Below are 17,497 nucleotides of genomic sequence, written 5' to 3'. Positions count from 1 at the left end.
TAATTAACGAGAGTTAAAAGGTTTTTTAAGAGATGCAAAAAGACCCTAGTTTAAAAGCTAGGGTCTTTTTGTTTTAGGATGGTGAAGAGGCGTTAAAAATCCATTATTTTTTGATAGCCTTGCCATAAACCACGAATCAAACCTTCGGTCACTAGGTGGTCATCGCCACTAGGTTCGGTGCCAGCCATCTGAATAACATTAGTGTATTCGCCGTCTCGGATGATGGCATTTTGACACAATTCTGTGGATTCGCCGTCTTCCATAGAAATAAGTCCACCTGGTCCAATAAGATTGAATTGTTTTAGGCGGTAATTACGTAGCTCTTCAGTATCATCTTTATAACCAAAGTAGGTCCAGACTAATTCAAACTCATCTTTACCTTTCGGCAAGATTTGACGAAACGCCAAGGTGTTTTGAATTTGCTGTAAAACCAACGAAGGAAATAATGACAAAATAACTAAGGTAATGCCATCATCAAATTCTTGGGTACCCGCTAGTAGAGACGCGTCTCGTAACTTATATTCACCAGTTTGAAGTGTTCTGAGTTTGTCCTTTTTCATGTCATCCAAGGCGTTTTCATCTTCGGTGCCGCTGCTGGCCCAAAGAACGGAATGGAAGTCGTTGTTGACAATAGATGCGCCTTTTTGAGACGAACGGTATAAGCCAAAGGTCGCATGAAATAGGTGTAATAAACTCGCGTGATATGGATCTTTAGTATTTTCTGAGTAAAACTTCCAGTTTCCAGCAATATGCTGACGCGTTGTACCTAGTATTTCGATGGGCTTGTGCATGAGGCGCTTGAAGTGATACGCCACATCTTCGCCCATATATTCTTCGATATCAGGCGTTTCATTACTAAAGGTGCCAAAAATAGCACCGTGGTAATTCACCACACGAACTTTACGTAAGCCATGTTGTTTTTTATCAAAATCTTTTGGCATGCCACCTTTGCCGGCAAGCCCACGTTGAAAGGGTACGCCACGTAGCTCACCTTTTGCATCATAGGCCCATTGATGGTACACGCAAGTATATACGCCATCTTCAGATTTGCCGTGACGTTCGCGGCAAATCTCTGCGCCACGGTGCGCGCAACGATTAACCCAGGCGTAAACTTCATCATCTTGCCCGCGGGTAACCACTACTGGGGTGTCGCCAATATAAGTTGATTTAAAGCTGCCTTTTTCCGGGAGTTCAGCCTCGGCGGCTAAGAAATTCCACGTTTTACCGTTATAAAGCTTTGCTTGTTCTAGGTCGTAGACTTCTTGGTTATTAAAAACGGAATAAGGCACAGCAGTGCAACCAGCATTTGCGGGCCATTTTAAATGTTCGGGTGTTATGGCATTCATTATCTTGCTCCTATCTTAAATGGGGATAACCATTAATGTGGTAATGCGGTGAGTATCATAGATAGCAGTTCTTTCTTTAAACTTTAAAGCGCCATTCACTCGAACGATAACATCGACATAGCGACCAACGTTATAGACGGTGCTTTCACCATCATTACAGGTCTTAAACACGGCATAATTAGATTGAACATTAAATGTTTCGCCATCTTCTGTTGTGATAACGGGATTGCTGATGATATGACGGTACCATTGCACTTGATATACGTTAGCGTGACGCAAAGCGGTAATGCGGTCTTGTAACATGCCGCGGCTATCACACCACATAACGGCTGTTGGCAGACCCACTTCATGATTTTCTCTAGGGATGACGCGGTATAAGCACTCGTCAGTAAAGAAATCGGGCCAACTTTCAAGTTCGTCATTATCAATGCATTGAGCATATTCATTTAAAAGTGCGTCTATTTCACTTTTTAACTCAAGGGTTAGTGCATTGCTTGCCATGGGGTCTCCTCGTTAAGATGTTTGGGATGAATTACACAGTTGAGTATACGGGCTTAGTTATATAAGGAAATGATTATGATCAAAAAAAGGCCTCTTCATATGAAGAGGCCTTTTTTTGATACGTTTGAAACTAGCGGTTTATTATGAACTGGGGCGATTATCAACCAGAATCATTTTAGAAATAAGGTCTTGGACATTTACACTGATAGCGTTATCTAGCAGAACGGAAACGCGGTTGATGGTACAAACTACAGAGCCTCGCATGCTATGTACATAATAGCCGTCTAGGGGGTAAACAACCGTTGGGTCTTGTGAGGCGCGATGATAACTGAGCTGACTTATGCCCATCACAGCTAAGCCAGCCGCTTCTGAGTGCGCCATAAGACGTTCGGCACGATCTTCAGTAATGCCGCCAATAAATTCGGTTAGAAAGGGTGGGGTGACTGCGCCCTTCCCTGCGACAGTTTCACGCCAACGGACAGCACCAACAACGCCATCAATTTCTAATAGGGATTCAAAAGGTATGGGTGTAGACATAAAATTCTCCTAAAGTCTTGAATGAGTATACTTTGATGTTATTGACTACAGAGGTTAGCGCACGATCTAGGACTAAGGCAACCGCTTATTTTGTTTTTATTGGCTAAAGCGGGGCTGACTTAAAAGGAAGTGACTTGGGTCATTTATTAATGGCAAATGATTCAAAGATAATGCTATGCTAATATTTGGAATTGTAATTTTTTTTAGACAAGTATCAGGGTTATCTTAAAAATGAGTAAAAAACCAATTGTAGCAACAATGATAGGGGATCCAGCTGGAATTGGCCCCGAAGTGACGGCGAAGTCTTGGGCGACCGGTGAATTACACCAATACTGCAAACCGGTGTTGGTAGGCAGTGTCGAGGTAATGGAGCAGGCCGTTAAGGTTTGTGAGTTAGAGTTGAGGGTGAATAAAATATCATCTGTCAGTGATCTTAATGATGACCCCGCCATTATCGATATTATTGATTCGGGCAAATTTGATATGAACAGCTTTCAAATGGGAATAGATAATGCGTCTTGTGGCCAAATTAGTGCTGATTGGTTAGATGAAATGGACGCGTTGGCCCGTGCTGGTGAGGTCGATGCAAGCGTTATGGCACCGATAAGTTCAGTGTCGATGAAAATGGCTGGTGTGCTTGATAAGGTTATTAACATGGAGCCAGGGCACAGCTATTTGTTTCTAATCAGCGGGCCGTTAAGGGTCATGCATTTAACGGATCACTTGCCTCTTCGTCAGGTGTGCGAATTAATTACCGCGGAGTTAGTCAGTAAAGCGATCAGCCAGTTAAATGATGCACTCATTAGTTGGGGTATCAGCAAGCCAAGAATTGCGGTGGCTGGGTTAAATCCACACGCTAGCGGCAAAGAAGAAGATGAAGAAATACGCCCCGGTGTAGAAACTGCAAAGCAACTCGGCATCAATGTAGATGGGCCGCTTCCGCCGGATTCGGTTTTTCGCCAATGTATAGAAGGTAAATACGACGTGGTGTTGGCGATGTTCCACGATCAAGGTCATATTGCAGTAAAAACATGGGGCTTTTCTGGTAATTGCGCGTTGATTATGGGGCCGCCGTATTTGCATATGTCTGTTGCCCATGGCACCGCATATGATTTAGTTGGAACGGGTAAGGCAGATCATACGATGATGTTAGAAGCGATCAAATTGACCGGGAATTTAGCCGCTGAACAGGGCTTTTTTGAATAAAGCGAGGTTACCAGATGGGATCACAAGCGGAGCTAAATAAGATCGATTCGGAGGGCAACCATGCGCCCTATTCGGTGTATTTGGATGAAGGCATCTATAAGCTAGAGCAAGAAAACCTCTATCGCGGCCCCATCTGGTGTTATATCGGGCTTGATGTTGAGGTGCCGAATGCCGGCGATTATAAATCCACGTTCATTGGCGATACGCCCATTGTATTAACGCGTGGCGAAGATGGAAAGTTAAATGCGTGGGTTAATCGCTGTGCCCATAAGGGCGCATTAGTGTGCCGAGAACGGCATGGGCACTCTGACGATGGTGTGTTTACCTGCGTTTATCATCAGTGGGCCTATGATGCCAAGGGTGACCTCAAAGGCGTTCCTTTCCGTCGAGGCTTGAAGGGGCAAGGCGGCTACACTAAAGATTTTGATATGCAGCAGCATGGATTGCGTCAATTGCGAGTGCAAACCATAGCGCAGATGGTGTTTGCTAGCTTTGATGAAGCAGCGCCCGAACTGGCGAGCTTCTTAGGTGAAAAAATGTGTGCAAATATTAATCGTATTATGCACAAGCCGATAAAAGTGATCGGTTATGCACGTCAATTTATGCAGGGCAACTGGAAAGCCTATTCTGAAAATAGTAGGGATAGCTACCACGGTGGGTTACTGCACCTGTTCTATCCAACATTTGGGATCTATCGCCAAGGTCAAGAAAGTATAGGGATAACCGATAGTGTTGGTTGCCATAATTACTTTAATGTTTCAGCCCCGAAAGGTGATGTTGATTACACTGAGTATCAAAGTGAAGCCAATAGGGAGATGACGGGAACTCATCAATTGCAAGACACTCGAGTTTTGGACTTTATTCCAGAAAGGGATGATCGTGTTGCCCTGAGTATTCAGTCGTTATTCCCATCGGTGGTCTTACAGCAAATACAAAATACCTTAGCGACTCGCCAAGTATTACCTAAATCGGTTAATGAAACAGAATTGGTTTGGACATATTTTGGCTATGAAGACGATGATGAGGCGATGACCACCCACCGTCTGCGTAATATAAATTTGGTGGGCCCTGCAGGGTTTATTTCTATGGAGGATGGCGAAGCCGTAGAAATAGTGCAGCAAGGCGTGCACCGCGATGAAAGTGAGAAGTCACTGATCGAGATGGGTGGAACCGATGTCAGAGATATGGTGTCACCAATGGGAATGGATGAAAATGCAGTGCGTGGGTTTTGGAAGGGTTACCGTCAAATAATGGCGGATTGATAAAATACTTTAATGAGGTGAGAGATGATTGATATGGATAAACTGGTGGATCTTGATAAATCCACTCAGTCCAAACAGGTGTTTTGGGATCAAGATATTTATGATCGTGAATTAGAGCGAATTTTTGGTCGTTGTTGGTTATTTTTAGCGCATGAAAGCCAGCTTGAAAAGCCGGGCGATTTTTTCAGTACAAAAATGGGTGAAGACGGTGTGATCGTGGTCAGGCACACAGACGGCTCATTAAAAGCGTTTGTTAACTCCTGTACGCACCGAGGCAATAGTGTTTGTAGTGCGGATAGTGGTAATACAAGGTCATTTGTTTGTAACTACCATGGCTGGGTATATGGTACAGATGGGGCGCTAGTTGATGTGCCGTTAAAAGAGAAGTGTTATCACGATGATATAGACATGTCAGCAATGGGCTTGCCTTCGGTTCGTGTAGAAAGCTACCGTGGTTTTGTGTTTGGTTGTTTTGACGAAAGCGCACCTCCACTCGCCGATTTCTTAGGTGACTGGGGCTGGTACTTAGATACTTGGATGGTGGGTGCTGGCGATGGTGTTGAACTGATTGGGCCACCGATGAAATCAATCCTTAAATGTAACTGGAAAGTACCCGCAGAGAATTTTGTGGGTGATGGTTACCACGTCGGGTGGACGCATGCCTCTGCGCTAGAAATGTTAGGCGGTGAGTTGGGTGGCTTGGCAGGGAATCGTGCTGATATGCCGTTTGATGACTTAGGTATCCAAGTAACAATGCGCCATGGCCATGGCTTTGGAGTTATTGATAACGCAGCGATTGCTATTCATAAAAAACGTGATGGGTATGCCAAGTTTATGCAAGAAACAACACCCGGGGTGGCTGAAAAAATGGGTGGGCCAAGGGCTGCTTTATATAACGGTCATTGGAATTGCACGACCTTCCCAAATTGTTCTTTCTTGTATGGCACCAATATTTTTAAAGTATGGCACCCTAGAGGCCCACATGAGATTGAAGTTTGGTCGTGGGTTATTGTGCATAAAGACATGGATGACGAGACCAAAAGAGAAATTGTTAAGGAGGCGGCGAGAAGTTTTGGCACAGCCGGTACGCTAGAAAGTGATGATGGCGACAATATGGTTAACGCCACACACAATAATCAAGGCCGTTATACACGATCCAATACAATGGATTCGCGTATGGGCGTGGGTTACGAAGGTCCGCATCCGGATTACCCAGGTATTGTAGGCTCAAGCTTTGTCGGCGAAACGTCGTATCGAGGGTTTTACCGTTTTTATCAAGAAATCATGTCGGCAGAGAGTTGGGAAGCGATTCGCGCCAAAGACTCGCAGTGGGCGGATTGCTTTCCCAATAAAGACTACTGGAAAGACCGGCTTGCGGCTAAAGCGAAAGCAGGAGAACAGTAATATGCATACTATAGAAGCGCAAGAACGGGTGTCGATGCAATTGCACTATGACGTGACTCAGCATTATTACCAAGAAGCAACGCTGTTACAAAATGGTGATTTTAGTGCTTGGTTAGAGAGCATGGTGGCAACAGATATTCATTATTGGATGCCCGTTGTTGAGCGGCGCTACGTTAAAGACAAGCGGCAAGAGCCCACACCAAACGATATGGCTATTTTTAACGATGACTATGATGAGGTGAAGCAACGTGTGGATCGATTGGGTACAGGCACGGTTTGGATGGAAAATCCACCGTCATCAATTCGATATTTAATTACCAATGTCGAGGCTTTCCATACAGATAAAGCAGATGAATTTGTTGTTTTGAGTAATTTTGCTATCATCAGGAATCGTGCGCAATTAGAGCATTCTGAGCACGTAGGCTGCCGGCGAGATGTATTACGTAAGGTAGATAATGGTTACCAGCTTGCGCGTAGAAAAATTACGTTGGATGCCAGAGTAACGGAAGATAAGAATTTATACATATTCTTTTAAATTTGAATTGTATTGATATTAATTAAACTAGAAAAGAGGATTTAAAAAATGTCTAAAGTAACAGAATTAGGTTACATGGGTTTTAACGTGACGGATCTTGATGCGTGGCGTAAGTTTGCAACAGAATGTGTTGGACTTGAAATTGAAGAAGGCGATCGTGATGACCGTTTCTACTTAAGAATGGATGGTCAGCACCACCGTTTTACTATTCACCAATCAAACGAAGATGATTTGGCATATGCGGGTTGGAGAGTACGTGGTTTTGAAGAATTTAAGGCAATGCAGCAACACTTGAAAGATAACGGTGTTGAGTTTCGTGTTGCTTCAGAAGAAGAATGTGAAGAGCGCTTTGTATTAGGCTTGTTAAAACTTGAAGATCCATCAGGTAACCCGACAGAAATTTTCTACAGTCCTCAAATGGACGTGATGAAGCCTTTTCACCCTGGCCGACCTATGTACGGTAAGTTTTTAACGGGTAACCAAGGTATTGGTCATTTTATTATTCGTTCACTGGATGATGAAGCGACGTATGACTTCTATTCAATGTTGGGACTTGTTGGTTCGGTAGAATATAAAATCAAACTGCCAAACGGCATCATCGCTAAACCGGTCTTTATGCATTGTAATGATCGCCAACATTCATTGGCATTTGGTCTTGGCCCAATGGATAAAAAAATTAACCATATGATGTTGGAATACACAGAGCTTGATGATTTAGGCATTGCACATGACACGGCTCGCAGCAGAGGTATTGACGTTGCGATGCAATTAGGCAAGCACTCTAATGACCAAGCGTACACCTTCTATTTTGCAACGCCATCAGGTTGGCTTCTAGAGTTAGGCCATGGCGCTCGCACAGCGATGCGTGAACAGGAACACTACACGGGTGATATCTTTGGTCATAAGCCTGAAGCAACAGGTTATGGTATGAACATCGATATTTGATTGTAGTCATATTTGATTGATCAAGGGCGCACTTTTAAGTGCGCCCTTTTTTGTTGTATGGTTCAATTAAATCATTTGTTGATATTGGGGAAAGCTTGTGGAGCAAGGGTTACAGTTTGATGTTGAATTAATCAGCCGGTATGACAGGTCTGGGCCGCGTTACACCTCTTATCCTACTGCGCCAAATTTCACGGAGTCGTTTAAAGAAGCCGATTATTGGCAGCAGATTGAGCTGTCTAATAATAGAGGCGGCCCGCTTTCGTTATATTTTCATATACCGTTTTGCGATACGGTATGTTTTTATTGCGCCTGTAACAAAATAATTACTAAAAACAGGCGGCATGCTGACACATACTTAAAGAGTTTGTTCAAAGAAGTAGCCCATCAGGCCGAGTTGTTTGATTCGTCACGGATAGTAGATCAGTTGCACTGGGGAGGCGGCACACCTACTTTTTTAAGTACTGAGCAAATGCGCCAACTGATGGCGGTTACGCGACAACATTTTAACTTGCATACGGATGATAGCGGCGAGTATTCGATCGAAATTGATCCTCGTGAAGCAAACGCAAAGATAATAGCCGAGCTTAGAGAGCTTGGGTTTAACCGTATCAGTCTCGGCGTGCAGGATTTTGATAGCGCTGTGCAAAAAGCAGTGAACCGTATTCAGTCTGAAGAGGAAACGTTTGCTGTATTAGACGCGGCTCGTTCAGAGGGTTTTAAGTCGGTTAGTATGGATCTAATTTATGGCCTACCATTGCAAACAGTCGCATCGTTTGAAAAAACCTTGGATAAGGTGCTTGCGGTTGAGCCAGACCGCTTATCTATTTTTAACTATGCACATATGCCGGCCCTATTTAAGGTGCAGCGGCAAATAAATGAACCAGATTTGCCCAGTGCAGCCAGTAAGCTGGAGATCTTGCAGATGACGACGCAGCGACTTATATCGGCAGGTTATGTTTATGTCGGTATGGATCATTATGCGAAACCAAGTGATGACCTAGTGATCGCGCAACAGCGTGGTGAGTTATATCGTAACTTCCAAGGTTATTCGACACATGCCGATTGTGATTTGATTGGCTTTGGTGTGAGCTCTATAGGTCGGGTAGCGGATGCTTACGTGCAAAATGCCAAGGATCTAGAGTCCTACCAAACAATCGTTGAAAAAGGCTCATTGCCAATTCAAAAGGGCTATGTGTTAAGCCTAGATGATCAAATAAGACGGATGGTTATTAATGAGTTAATCTGCCATTTTGAAGTTGACTTTACGGCGGTTAATAAACGCTATGCCATTGATAGCCATCAATATTTTTCCAAAGAAATCGAGCAGCTGAAAACAATGGCGGTAGATGGCTTGCTGGAATGTAGGCAAGAAGGCGTACGTGTTAAGCCGATTGGGAGAATGTTAATTCGAAATATCTGTATGGTGTTTGACGCGCATTTAGCTCAAAAAAACACGCAGTACTCAAAAGTTATTTAGGCCCTTTGCCCAGTGATTCTATGCACGCGGAGAGTCGCTGGGTTTTGCTTTATGTTGGATTGCTTAGAGTGGAAATTTGCAATAAAAAGGCATCGATAAAGTAGAGGGAATTACCGCTTGATCGCAATTGATCACGCGTTCGAGTTTTAAGCAAATGGCTTTTCCTGATCCTTAATAATTTAATAGGGTGTCACACATACGTTGAAATGCAGGGGTTAACATCTCGCGATATTTCTCTTCAATATCAACATCTATCATGGCTTTATTCATGCAATGCATCCAAGCATCGGCGGCTTGTTGGTCAATTTTAAAGGGTTTGTGTTGACTGCTGATGCAAGGGCTTCCATGTTTCATAATAAACAATGGTGGGCCGCCTAACCAGCCGGATAAGTAGTCAAATAAACCGGCACGAATATCGGATAAGTCTTCTTTATGCATGGCTCGTACGGTTTTCGCTTGAGCTTCTTGGTCCATTAATTCGTAAAACCGTTCGACGAGCCTGCGAACACCCTCTTCGCCGCCAATCCAGTCGTACATAGTGCCTTGTTTGTTTTCTGCTTGGGTTGCTGTAGACACTTTTTTTACCAATAGTTATTGTGTTGACTAACTTTCTCACTTATTTCCACTTTGTGCCATGATTTAAATCAAGGGTGGCTACTTTTGTGGCTATTTTTGGGGTAGCCGTTGACGGGGTTATTGATTAATAATAAATTTAACCAGCAAACTAAACGACAAGGAACTTAACGTGATGCAAGATATTCCAATGCCAGACGAGCGAGGTTATTTCGGTGAATACGGTGGTCAAATTATACCCCCGGAACTAGTGTTGATAATGGATGAGATAAAAGACGCTTATTTAGAGATCTCGCAAACGAAGGAATTCCAAGATGAGTTAAATGATCTGTATGCCAATTATGTTGGCCGTCCTAGCCCTATCTACTATGCCAAGCGGTTAAGTGAGCAATTGGGCGGCGCTAAAATTTTCCTTAAGCGTGAAGATCTAAACCATACGGGTGCGCATAAAATTAACCATTGCCTCGGTGAGGCGCTGTTGGCTAAACACATGGGGAAAACCAAGGTGTTGGCCGAAACAGGGGCGGGTCAACATGGGGTTGCGCTTGCGACCGCCTGTGCCTTAGTCGGTATTGATTGTGAAATCCATATGGGTGAAGTGGATATCGCTAAAGAACACCCAAATGTTACCAAGATGAAAATTCTAGGTTGTAAGCTGATTCCAGTGAGCCGTGGCACAAAAACGTTGAAGGATGCGGTAGATAGCGCATTTGAAGAATACTTAAAGGACCCCGTTAATTTTATTTATGCGATTGGTTCGGTGGTGGGGCCGCACCCATTTCCGATGATGGTGCGTGACTTTCAAAGTATCGTTGGCGAAGAAGCCCGAGCGCAGTTTCTTGAACAACAAGGAAAACTACCGGATGTGATAACAGCCTGTGTGGGTGGTGGCTCAAATGCGATAGGGCTGTTCACAGCATTTTTGGATGACGAATCAGTGGAAATGGTTGGGGTAGAGCCGGCGGGGCGTGGATTAGAGACGGGTGACCATGCGGCGACCATGAGTAAGGGCGTTAAAGGGGCTCTGCATGGGTTTGAGTGTTACAACCTACAAGATGAGTCGGGTGAGCCGTTGCCGGTTTATTCTATTGCTTCAGGCCTAGATTACCCCGGCGTAGGCCCGCAGCATTGCTTGTTAAAAGACCTAGGTCGTGTGGAATACATTGCAGTAGATGATGATGAATGTGTTGATGCGTTTATGACCTTGTCTCGCGTTGAGGGGATCATTCCTGCCTTAGAAAGTGCGCACGCAGTGGCCTATGCGATGAAAAGGTCGACAAGGATGAGCCCTAGCGAGTCAATTTTGGTCAACCTATCGGGTCGAGGTGATAAGGACGCGGACTTTATTGCCGATAAGCTGGGTTTGTAAGTATTGAGTTTTCCCCATAGGAGTCTATGGGGCATTTAATGCGGCTCTGGGAGCTTCTTTTTTTGCGTCCCTTAAAAGGAACTTAACCAGATAAGCAGTGTTGTCGAAGGTCAATGGCATTCAACAAAATACTTTAGTAAGGCAATTCCAGTGCGTTGCAAAGGTAATCCATCAGCTCACTGGCAATCTTAAAGCGGTGATGAATCGTTTTTACAAGATCGGGGCTTAACACTTCATCACGGCTTAATGGGTGGATCGCAATAAAGTCTTTTCGTTTTAAATCGTCAATCATTGGGTGATCTTTCGCATAACCACGCGGGTAGGTTTTCAACGAATCGCCAGCAAGCGTGTAGTAACGACTGAAGGTTTTATTGCGTGTGATGTTTTTCCAACCGTTTGGGCTGTCGCTGATCATTTCTCTGATGTTGCTGAGGGCTTTGCTGTCGGGGCGCCAAATGCCGGCACCTACAAAGCACTCGTCAGGGGCGATATGTAGATAGAACCCCGGTGCGTGTACGTCTTTGCCGGCAACGTGTCTAAACTGAATGCCAATATTGGTTTTATAGGGTGTTTTATCCTTGCTAAAACGCGCATCGCGATAGATTCGCATCAGCGATCCGCCTGTTTTTTTTGGAACGGCGGTAAAGTGCTGTGAGAGCGATTTGATATTAGGCTCCATGGCGTCAATAAAATCGAGCGCCGGTAGCCGAACAGTGTCTTCATACAGGGGCTTGCGCTCATTAAACCAAGGCCTGTTATTGTTATTGGATAATTGCTGGAGAAAATCAAACGTTTGTTGATTAAAAAAACGGGTACTCATAGGATTAACGGTCCTCAAATTTGATTTAAAACACAGCTTGTTTGTTTAGGTTGAATATAATAACCTTATTATTAATTAATGGTATTTGAATAAAAGGGGTTGCATGACAAGTTTTAACGTAAAGATAAGCGAGCAGGAGTTTGAGTTTCAGTGTGAGGAAGGCGATACGATTTTACGTGCTGCATTGCGCGCTGGACTAGGTATGCCTTACGAATGCAATTCGGGTGGTTGCGGTTGTTGTAAGATTGAAGTGTTGGACGGTAATGTGGACGATATTTGGGAAGGGGCGCCTGGACTATCCCCTCGTGATATCAAAAAAGGACGTAAATTAAGCTGTCAGTGCATTCCAACCGAAGACTGTGAAATAAAGGTTCGTTTAAGCCCTGAGGCGATGCCCGTGCATAAGCCAATTAAGTCTGTAGCCGTTTTATATGAAATAAATATGTTGACCGATGACATGGCTGAATTTCGTTTCAAAACAGAGCACGCAGCGCGTTTTGAGGCAGGACAGTTCGCCTTATTAGACTTCCCTGGCATTACCGGCTCACGTGGTTACTCAATGTGTAACTTGCCTAATGAAGAAGGCGAATGGCATTTTATTATCAAAAAGATGCCAGGTGGCAGCGCAACCGGGGTTCTATTTGAAGAATACGAAGTAGGTGCTGAAATTGTGATTGATGGGCCTTATGGCTTGGCGTATTTGAGACCTGAAATTCCTAGAGATATTGTTTGTGTTGGTGGTGGTTCTGGTTTGTCACCTGAAATGTCAATTATTAAAGCAGCGGCGAAAGATTCTCGCCTGAATGATAGAAATATCTATTTGTTCTATGGAGGCCGTGCTCCGAAGGATATCTGCCCTCCTGCACTGATTGAGGCAGATGCAGATTTAAAAGGCAGGGTTCAGAATTTCAATGCAGTATCAGATAAAGAAGCCGCTGAAGCCGCTGGTTGGGATGGAGATATTGGTTTTATTCACGAATTATTAGGCAAGACGCTGGGTGATAAGTTGCCAGAGCACGAATTCTATTTTTGTGGCCCACCTCCGATGACTGATGCGTTAACGCGTATGTTGATGATGGAGTACAAAGTTCCATTTGATCAAATCCACTACGATCGTTTTTATTAAGCTTAAGCAGAGCAAAGTGAATAACCGGCGGCTTGCCGCCGGTACTGAATATTATGGTCTGTGATCATAAGAAATATTTTTTATTAATGAATAAATAAAGAGCTAAAACTATGAGCAATATAATTTTATGTAAAACAGAAGAGGTTAAAGACGAAGCACCTATTTCTGTAGCACCAGATGGTTTCCCAGCACTAGCAGTTTATGTGTTTGAAGATGAGTATTTTGTCACCGATAATTTATGTACACATGGCATGGCGATGTTAACCGATGGCTACCAAGATGGTGATGAGGTCGAGTGCCCATTCCATGGTGGTGCATTTTCAATAAAATCAGGTGAGGCGACATCATTCCCTTGCCAAATACCGATTAAAACATACCCGGTTACCATTGAAGACGGCAATGTTTGCATTCCCGCTGCTGAATAAGTAAGAGCATTTAAAATGCAACAAGGCATAGATTTTTATTTTGACATGATGAGCCCGTTTAGTTATTTGGCGCATACTCAATTACCTGATTTGGCGAGGAAGTATGGTTTGACGGTGAATTATTTGCCGATGGATATTCCACAGGCAAAGGTTGCCGCGGGTAATTATGGGCCGTCAAATCGAGAGGTGCCAGCTAAAATAAAAATCATGATGGCCGATATAAAGCGCTGGGCTGCCCACTATAAAGTTCCCTTCACGTTCCCGCCAAACTTAGACGTTGAGCCTTGGAACGTCGCTGTGCTTTATGCCAATGATAAAGACCAGGCAGAAGCGTATGTAGATGCAGCATATGCAAAAATTTGGGGTGAAGGTTGTGACCCAACAGATATGGCTGAGTTATCACAGGTGGCAAAGGCTTTAGGTTGGGATGCTGATGAATTTATTGCTTATGTGCAATCAAATGAGGGCAGAACTCGTTTTCGCAAAGCGTGCGTTGAAGCGCATCAAAGCGGCGTATTCGGCGCACCTATTATGATGCTGGATGACCAGGCGTGGTGGGGTAATGACCGTTTTGCATTTATTGAAGAGTATCTACAGCAACGATAAGTTTAGATGCTAAGCGGCCAGAGCTTTTATCATTTTGATATGAGAAATATTGGCTTCTTCAAATGGCTTCCCTATTATTTGGAAGCCATTTTTTTCATAAAATGGGCGGGCATCAGCTTGAGCGTGGCAAAATAACTGTTTAAGTTTGAGATCGACGGCCAGTTTTGTGAGGTGTTTTAGCAGTTCAGCCCCTAGTCCTTGTCGACGATATGCCTTTAGCACAGCCATTCTGCCAAACTTACCGTTGTTGGCCAATCTTGCCGTGGCGATTGGTTTGTCATTGACATCAAAAATAACAAGGTGCTGACAGCTATTATCGCGGTCGTCTAATTCCAATGTGCTGGGAACGTTTTGCTCCGTGATAAAAACAGAGAGTCGGACAGGCGTGCAAAATTCCTTAAGTTCATCCCAAGAGCCTGTTTTTAATCTAAAGCTTAGCACTATGGGATGGCAACCTCGTTGAGTAATGTGCTGGATGCCCCTTGGTTTGCAGCAACATTATTTTGAAGCTGTAACCGGTGCTCGGTGATGGAAGGCAGTAAGGCTTGTATGTCTTCTGGGTAAACACTGTCACGGCCATCAATTAGCGCCCATGCCTTTGCAGCTTGGATTAAGGCAATGCCCGCTCTAGGCGATAAGCCTTGAGTGAACAAGGGCGAACTTCGTGAAAATTCAAGTAGCGCTTGTACGTAGGCAATGAGTGGTTCGGCAGCATTAATATCTAGCACCTGCTGTTGTAGAGAAACCAGCTGATCAGAGCTGATAACGGGTTTGCTAGACTCGAGCTGGCGACGAGTATTTGTGCCATTAAGTAATTTTTTCTCCGACTCGGTATCAGGATAACCGATGGAGAGGCGCATTAAGAATCGATCTAGTTGAGATTCCGGTAGAGGAAAGGTGCCGACTTGATAGCCAGGGTTTTGAGTGGCCATCACAATGAAAGGGTTTGTCATTGGGTGTGTTTTTTTCTCAATGGTTACTTGGTGCTCTTCCATTGCCTCAAGTAAGGCGCTTTGCGTTTTTGGTGTCGCACGATTAATTTCATCGGCCAATATGAAATTAGAAAAAATGGGTCCAGAGTGGAATTCAAAGGTGTTGTTATCGCGGTCAAAAACACTAGAGCCCACAATGTCGGCGGGTAATAAGTCACTGGTAAATTGAATGCGTTGGAAATCGAGGCCAAGTAACGTCGCGAAAGTATGAGCCAGCGTGGTTTTGCCAACGCCAGGAATATCTTCTATTAATAAATGGCCCTTAGCTAGAATGCAGGCAAGTGCTAATTTTATGGTTTTTTCTTTGCCCAGGATAATGGAATTTGCCTGCTCTAAAAAAGTCTCAATGGGATGATGCATGATGTCTATTAACGGTAAGGGTTGATTGACTAAAGAACTCATTCTAGCAAATAGATTTAGTGAGTGTTTTGAAGCGAATAACTAAATTCGTCGAATGGTGTTAAAATTAACGGCTTACATTTAATCGTTAGAGCTATGCAACATCCCCAAAAATTTGATGTCATCGTCGTTGGTGGCGGGCACGCAGGAACAGAAGCGGCGTTGGCGGCTGCGCGCACGGGCGTTAAGACTCTGTTGTTAACCCAAAATATTGAAACCCTGGGGCAGATGAGTTGCAACCCGGCGATTGGTGGCATTGGCAAAGGGCACTTAGTTAAAGAAGTGGATGCGTTGGGCGGGCTCATGGCGAAAGCGACGGACAAAGCCGGTATCCAATTTCGTACGCTAAACTCGAGCAAAGGCCCGGCGGTACGAGCAACGCGAGCACAAGCCGACCGCGTGTTATATAAGCAAGCCGTTAGAGAGGTTTTAGAAAACCAGTCAAACCTTAGTCTGTTTCAGCAAACGGTTTCAGACCTTGTGGTTGAGAATGGTTGTGTGCGGGGTGTAGTGACCCAGATGGGCCTTGAATTTATGGCGCCGACCGTTGTTTTAACGGTCGGTACGTTTTTGGGTGGCAGAATTCATATTGGCTTAGAGAATTACGAAGGCGGTCGTGCCGGTGACGCGCCATCTAATGCGTTATCTCAGCGCTTACGCGCCCTGCCCTTTAATGTGGACAGATTGAAAACTGGGACGCCGCCGCGAATAGATGGACGTAGTATCGATTTTAGCGTGATGGAAAAACAGCCTGGCGATACGCCATTGCCGGTATTCTCCTTTATGGGCTCTGTAGAGGATCATCCAAAACAAATCGCTTGCTATATCACCAGAACCAACGAGCAAGGGCACGATATTATTCGTTCGGGCTTAGATCGTTCACCCATGTATACGGGCGTTATTGAAGGTGTTGGGCCGCGTTACTGCCCATCTATTGAAGATAAGGTGATGCGTTTTTCGGACAAGGATTCACACCAAATTTTTGTCGAGCCAGAAGGCTTGACCACCACCGAGGTTTATCCAAACGGCATATCCACAAGCTTGCCGTTCGATATTCAATACGCCTTTATTAGAACGATTAAAGGCTTCGAAAACGCGCATATTGTGCGCCCAGGCTATGCAATTGAATATGATTTTTTTGACCCTAGGGACTTAAAGTCATCGTTAGAGACCAAACACATGCCCGGTCTATTTTTCGCGGGGCAAATCAATGGCACGACAGGCTATGAAGAGGCGGCGGCGCAAGGTCTTATTGCGGGTTTAAACGCGGCGCGTCAATCGCAAGATTTGGAACCGTGGTGTCCTCGCCGAAACGAGGCCTATATAGGTGTAATGATTGACGACTTGGTGACTAACGGTACGTTAGAACCTTACCGTATGTTTACCAGTCGCGCAGAATATCGGCTATTGCTAAGGGAAGATAATGCGGACTTACGGTTGACCGAAATAGCTTACAAAATGGGCCTTGTGAGTGAGGCGCAGTGGCAGAAATTTAGTGTAAAACGAGAGGCGATAGAAGCAGAGCAGGCGCGTCTGGGCTCAGCATGGTTGCAGCCAAATACAGAGGCGACAAAGCAGGCGGATGGCTTTTTGAAAAAGCCGTTACAGCGAGAGGCAAAACTTTTGGACTTATTACGTCGCCCCGAGGTGAAGTATGAAAATATTGCTAATTTATCGGGTTTTGAAAGCCCAGTTGATGACGGCGTGGTGCGTGAGCAAGTTGAAATTCAAGCAAAATATGCAGGATATATCGATCGTCAGCAAACAGAAATTGCGCGAGCGCTGCGTTATGAAGAATTTGCCCTGCCAGCGCAGATGAATTATCAGCAGGTTCCTGGCTTATCCTCTGAAGTCATCGAAAAATTAGCCAGGCATCAACCAGAAACATTGGGCCAGGCAGGTCGAATACAGGGTGTAACACCGGCAGCCATCTCGCTGCTGTTGGTGTATTTGAAGAAGAAAAGTGCGTAGTCA

Annotated in this window: 18 protein-coding genes; 11 read left to right on the top strand and 7 right to left on the bottom strand. The window is 44.5% G+C overall.

Annotated elements, in window-relative coordinates; translation table 11 throughout:
- Positions 1-92: 92 nt before the first annotated feature.
- The 3 genes from AB1Y31_11080 to AB1Y31_11070 form a co-directional block, all read right to left on the bottom strand.
- Positions 93-1,346, bottom strand: coding sequence for an aromatic ring-hydroxylating dioxygenase subunit alpha (locus AB1Y31_11080; protein ID MEW4983720.1), 1,254 nt, complete (start codon positions 1,344-1,346; stop codon positions 93-95).
- A gap of 15 nt (positions 1,347-1,361) precedes the next feature.
- Positions 1,362-1,847 carry an aromatic-ring-hydroxylating dioxygenase subunit beta gene (locus AB1Y31_11075; GenBank protein MEW4983719.1) on the bottom strand — a complete coding sequence of 162 codons (486 nt, stop codon included), beginning with the start codon at positions 1,845-1,847 and terminating at the stop codon, positions 1,362-1,364.
- Between the two features lie 141 nt (positions 1,848-1,988).
- A complete protein-coding gene (locus tag AB1Y31_11070; protein MEW4983718.1) occupies positions 1,989-2,384 on the bottom strand; it encodes a hypothetical protein in 396 nt (131 codons plus the stop codon).
- 231 nt (positions 2,385-2,615) lie between these two features.
- Here AB1Y31_11070 and AB1Y31_11065 point away from each other — a divergent pair, with 231 nt between their 5' ends.
- The 6 genes from AB1Y31_11065 (at position 2,616) to hemN (ending at position 9,213) form a co-directional block, all read left to right on the top strand.
- On the top strand, positions 2,616-3,590 hold the full coding sequence (locus tag AB1Y31_11065) for a 4-hydroxythreonine-4-phosphate dehydrogenase PdxA (GenBank protein ID MEW4983717.1): 975 nt from the start codon (positions 2,616-2,618) through the stop codon (positions 3,588-3,590).
- Between the two features lie 14 nt (positions 3,591-3,604).
- Entirely contained in the window at positions 3,605-4,852 is a 1,248-nt protein-coding gene (locus AB1Y31_11060; protein MEW4983716.1) for an aromatic ring-hydroxylating dioxygenase subunit alpha, read from the top strand.
- A gap of 24 nt (positions 4,853-4,876) precedes the next feature.
- The gene (locus tag AB1Y31_11055; GenBank protein ID MEW4983715.1) at positions 4,877-6,256 is read left to right on the top strand and encodes an SRPBCC family protein; all 1,380 of its coding nucleotides are present in this window, start codon (positions 4,877-4,879) and stop codon (positions 6,254-6,256) included.
- A gap of 1 nt (position 6,257) precedes the next feature.
- Positions 6,258-6,791: a 3-phenylpropionate/cinnamic acid dioxygenase subunit beta gene (locus tag AB1Y31_11050; GenBank protein ID MEW4983714.1), complete on the top strand. Its 534-nt coding sequence runs from the start codon at positions 6,258-6,260 to the stop codon at positions 6,789-6,791.
- Positions 6,792-6,839: 48 nt separating this feature from the next.
- Positions 6,840-7,736 carry a VOC family protein gene (locus AB1Y31_11045; protein ID MEW4983713.1) on the top strand — a complete coding sequence of 299 codons (897 nt, stop codon included), beginning with the start codon at positions 6,840-6,842 and terminating at the stop codon, positions 7,734-7,736.
- 97 nt (positions 7,737-7,833) lie between these two features.
- Positions 7,834-9,213, top strand: a complete 1,380-nt coding sequence (gene hemN / locus AB1Y31_11040; GenBank protein ID MEW4983712.1) for an oxygen-independent coproporphyrinogen III oxidase — start codon at positions 7,834-7,836, stop codon at positions 9,211-9,213.
- A 171-nt stretch (positions 9,214-9,384) separates the two neighbouring features.
- On the opposite strand, the gene AB1Y31_11035 is transcribed toward hemN, so the two are convergent.
- A complete protein-coding gene (locus AB1Y31_11035) occupies positions 9,385-9,789 on the bottom strand; it encodes a group II truncated hemoglobin (GenBank protein ID MEW4983711.1) in 405 nt (134 codons plus the stop codon).
- 187 nt (positions 9,790-9,976) lie between these two features.
- On the opposite strand from AB1Y31_11035, the gene trpB reads away from it, so the two are divergent.
- Positions 9,977-11,155: a tryptophan synthase subunit beta gene (trpB, locus tag AB1Y31_11030; protein ID MEW4983710.1), complete on the top strand. Its 1,179-nt coding sequence runs from the start codon at positions 9,977-9,979 to the stop codon at positions 11,153-11,155.
- Positions 11,156-11,288: 133 nt separating this feature from the next.
- Here trpB and AB1Y31_11025 read toward each other — a convergent pair whose 3' ends face one another.
- Positions 11,289-11,975, bottom strand: a complete 687-nt coding sequence (locus AB1Y31_11025; GenBank protein ID MEW4983709.1) for a DUF2461 domain-containing protein — start codon at positions 11,973-11,975, stop codon at positions 11,289-11,291.
- A 103-nt stretch (positions 11,976-12,078) separates the two neighbouring features.
- On the opposite strand from AB1Y31_11025, the gene AB1Y31_11020 reads away from it, so the two are divergent.
- From AB1Y31_11020 to AB1Y31_11010, 3 genes are all read left to right on the top strand, one after another.
- Positions 12,079-13,101 carry a 2Fe-2S iron-sulfur cluster-binding protein gene (locus AB1Y31_11020; GenBank protein ID MEW4983708.1) on the top strand — a complete coding sequence of 341 codons (1,023 nt, stop codon included), beginning with the start codon at positions 12,079-12,081 and terminating at the stop codon, positions 13,099-13,101.
- Between the two features lie 110 nt (positions 13,102-13,211).
- Entirely contained in the window at positions 13,212-13,526 is a 315-nt protein-coding gene (locus AB1Y31_11015; protein MEW4983707.1) for a non-heme iron oxygenase ferredoxin subunit, read from the top strand.
- Between the two features lie 15 nt (positions 13,527-13,541).
- On the top strand, positions 13,542-14,132 hold the full coding sequence (locus AB1Y31_11010; GenBank protein MEW4983706.1) for a 2-hydroxychromene-2-carboxylate isomerase: 591 nt from the start codon (positions 13,542-13,544) through the stop codon (positions 14,130-14,132).
- A gap of 9 nt (positions 14,133-14,141) precedes the next feature.
- Here the strand turns inward: AB1Y31_11010 and AB1Y31_11005 are convergent, their stop codons facing one another.
- The gene (locus AB1Y31_11005) at positions 14,142-14,573 is read right to left on the bottom strand and encodes a GNAT family N-acetyltransferase (GenBank protein MEW4983705.1); all 432 of its coding nucleotides are present in this window, start codon (positions 14,571-14,573) and stop codon (positions 14,142-14,144) included.
- A complete protein-coding gene (locus AB1Y31_11000; GenBank protein ID MEW4983704.1) occupies positions 14,573-15,526 on the bottom strand; it encodes a MoxR family ATPase in 954 nt (317 codons plus the stop codon). Before AB1Y31_11000 ends, AB1Y31_11005 begins: the two co-directional genes overlap by 1 nt.
- Before the next feature lie 93 nt (positions 15,527-15,619).
- On the opposite strand from AB1Y31_11000, the gene mnmG reads away from it, so the two are divergent.
- A complete protein-coding gene (gene mnmG / locus AB1Y31_10995; GenBank protein MEW4983703.1) occupies positions 15,620-17,494 on the top strand; it encodes a tRNA uridine-5-carboxymethylaminomethyl(34) synthesis enzyme MnmG in 1,875 nt (624 codons plus the stop codon).
- Positions 17,495-17,497: the final 3 nt, after the last annotated feature.

It is taken from the genome of Cycloclasticus sp., from assembly GCA_040743155.1.
Taxonomy (GTDB): Bacteria; Pseudomonadota; Gammaproteobacteria; order Methylococcales; family Cycloclasticaceae; genus Cycloclasticus.
This window is presented reverse-complemented; position numbering and strand designations above follow the sequence as displayed.

Bases quoted from the DNA above. Each gene is read 5' to 3' on its own strand.
- AB1Y31_11080 (MEW4983720.1), bottom strand. From the start codon at position 1,346: ATGAATGCCATAACACCCGAACATTTAAAATGGCCCGCAAATGCTGGT.
- AB1Y31_11075 (MEW4983719.1), bottom strand. From the start codon at position 1,847: ATGGCAAGCAATGCACTAACCCTTGAGTTAAAAAGTGAAATAGACGCA.
- AB1Y31_11070 (MEW4983718.1), bottom strand. From the start codon at position 2,384: ATGTCTACACCCATACCTTTTGAATCCCTATTAGAAATTGATGGCGTT.
- AB1Y31_11065 (MEW4983717.1), top strand. From the start codon at position 2,616: ATGAGTAAAAAACCAATTGTAGCAACAATGATAGGGGATCCAGCTGGA.
- AB1Y31_11060 (MEW4983716.1), top strand. From the start codon at position 3,605: ATGGGATCACAAGCGGAGCTAAATAAGATCGATTCGGAGGGCAACCAT.
- AB1Y31_11055 (MEW4983715.1), top strand. From the start codon at position 4,877: ATGATTGATATGGATAAACTGGTGGATCTTGATAAATCCACTCAGTCC.
- AB1Y31_11050 (MEW4983714.1), top strand. From the start codon at position 6,258: ATGCATACTATAGAAGCGCAAGAACGGGTGTCGATGCAATTGCACTAT.
- AB1Y31_11045 (MEW4983713.1), top strand. From the start codon at position 6,840: ATGTCTAAAGTAACAGAATTAGGTTACATGGGTTTTAACGTGACGGAT.
- trpB (MEW4983710.1), top strand. From the start codon at position 9,977: ATGCCAGACGAGCGAGGTTATTTCGGTGAATACGGTGGTCAAATTATA.
- AB1Y31_11025 (MEW4983709.1), bottom strand. From the start codon at position 11,975: ATGAGTACCCGTTTTTTTAATCAACAAACGTTTGATTTTCTCCAGCAA.
- AB1Y31_11020 (MEW4983708.1), top strand. From the start codon at position 12,079: ATGACAAGTTTTAACGTAAAGATAAGCGAGCAGGAGTTTGAGTTTCAG.
- AB1Y31_11015 (MEW4983707.1), top strand. From the start codon at position 13,212: ATGAGCAATATAATTTTATGTAAAACAGAAGAGGTTAAAGACGAAGCA.
- AB1Y31_11010 (MEW4983706.1), top strand. From the start codon at position 13,542: ATGCAACAAGGCATAGATTTTTATTTTGACATGATGAGCCCGTTTAGT.
- AB1Y31_11000 (MEW4983704.1), bottom strand. From the start codon at position 15,526: ATGAGTTCTTTAGTCAATCAACCCTTACCGTTAATAGACATCATGCAT.
- mnmG (MEW4983703.1), top strand. From the start codon at position 15,620: ATGCAACATCCCCAAAAATTTGATGTCATCGTCGTTGGTGGCGGGCAC.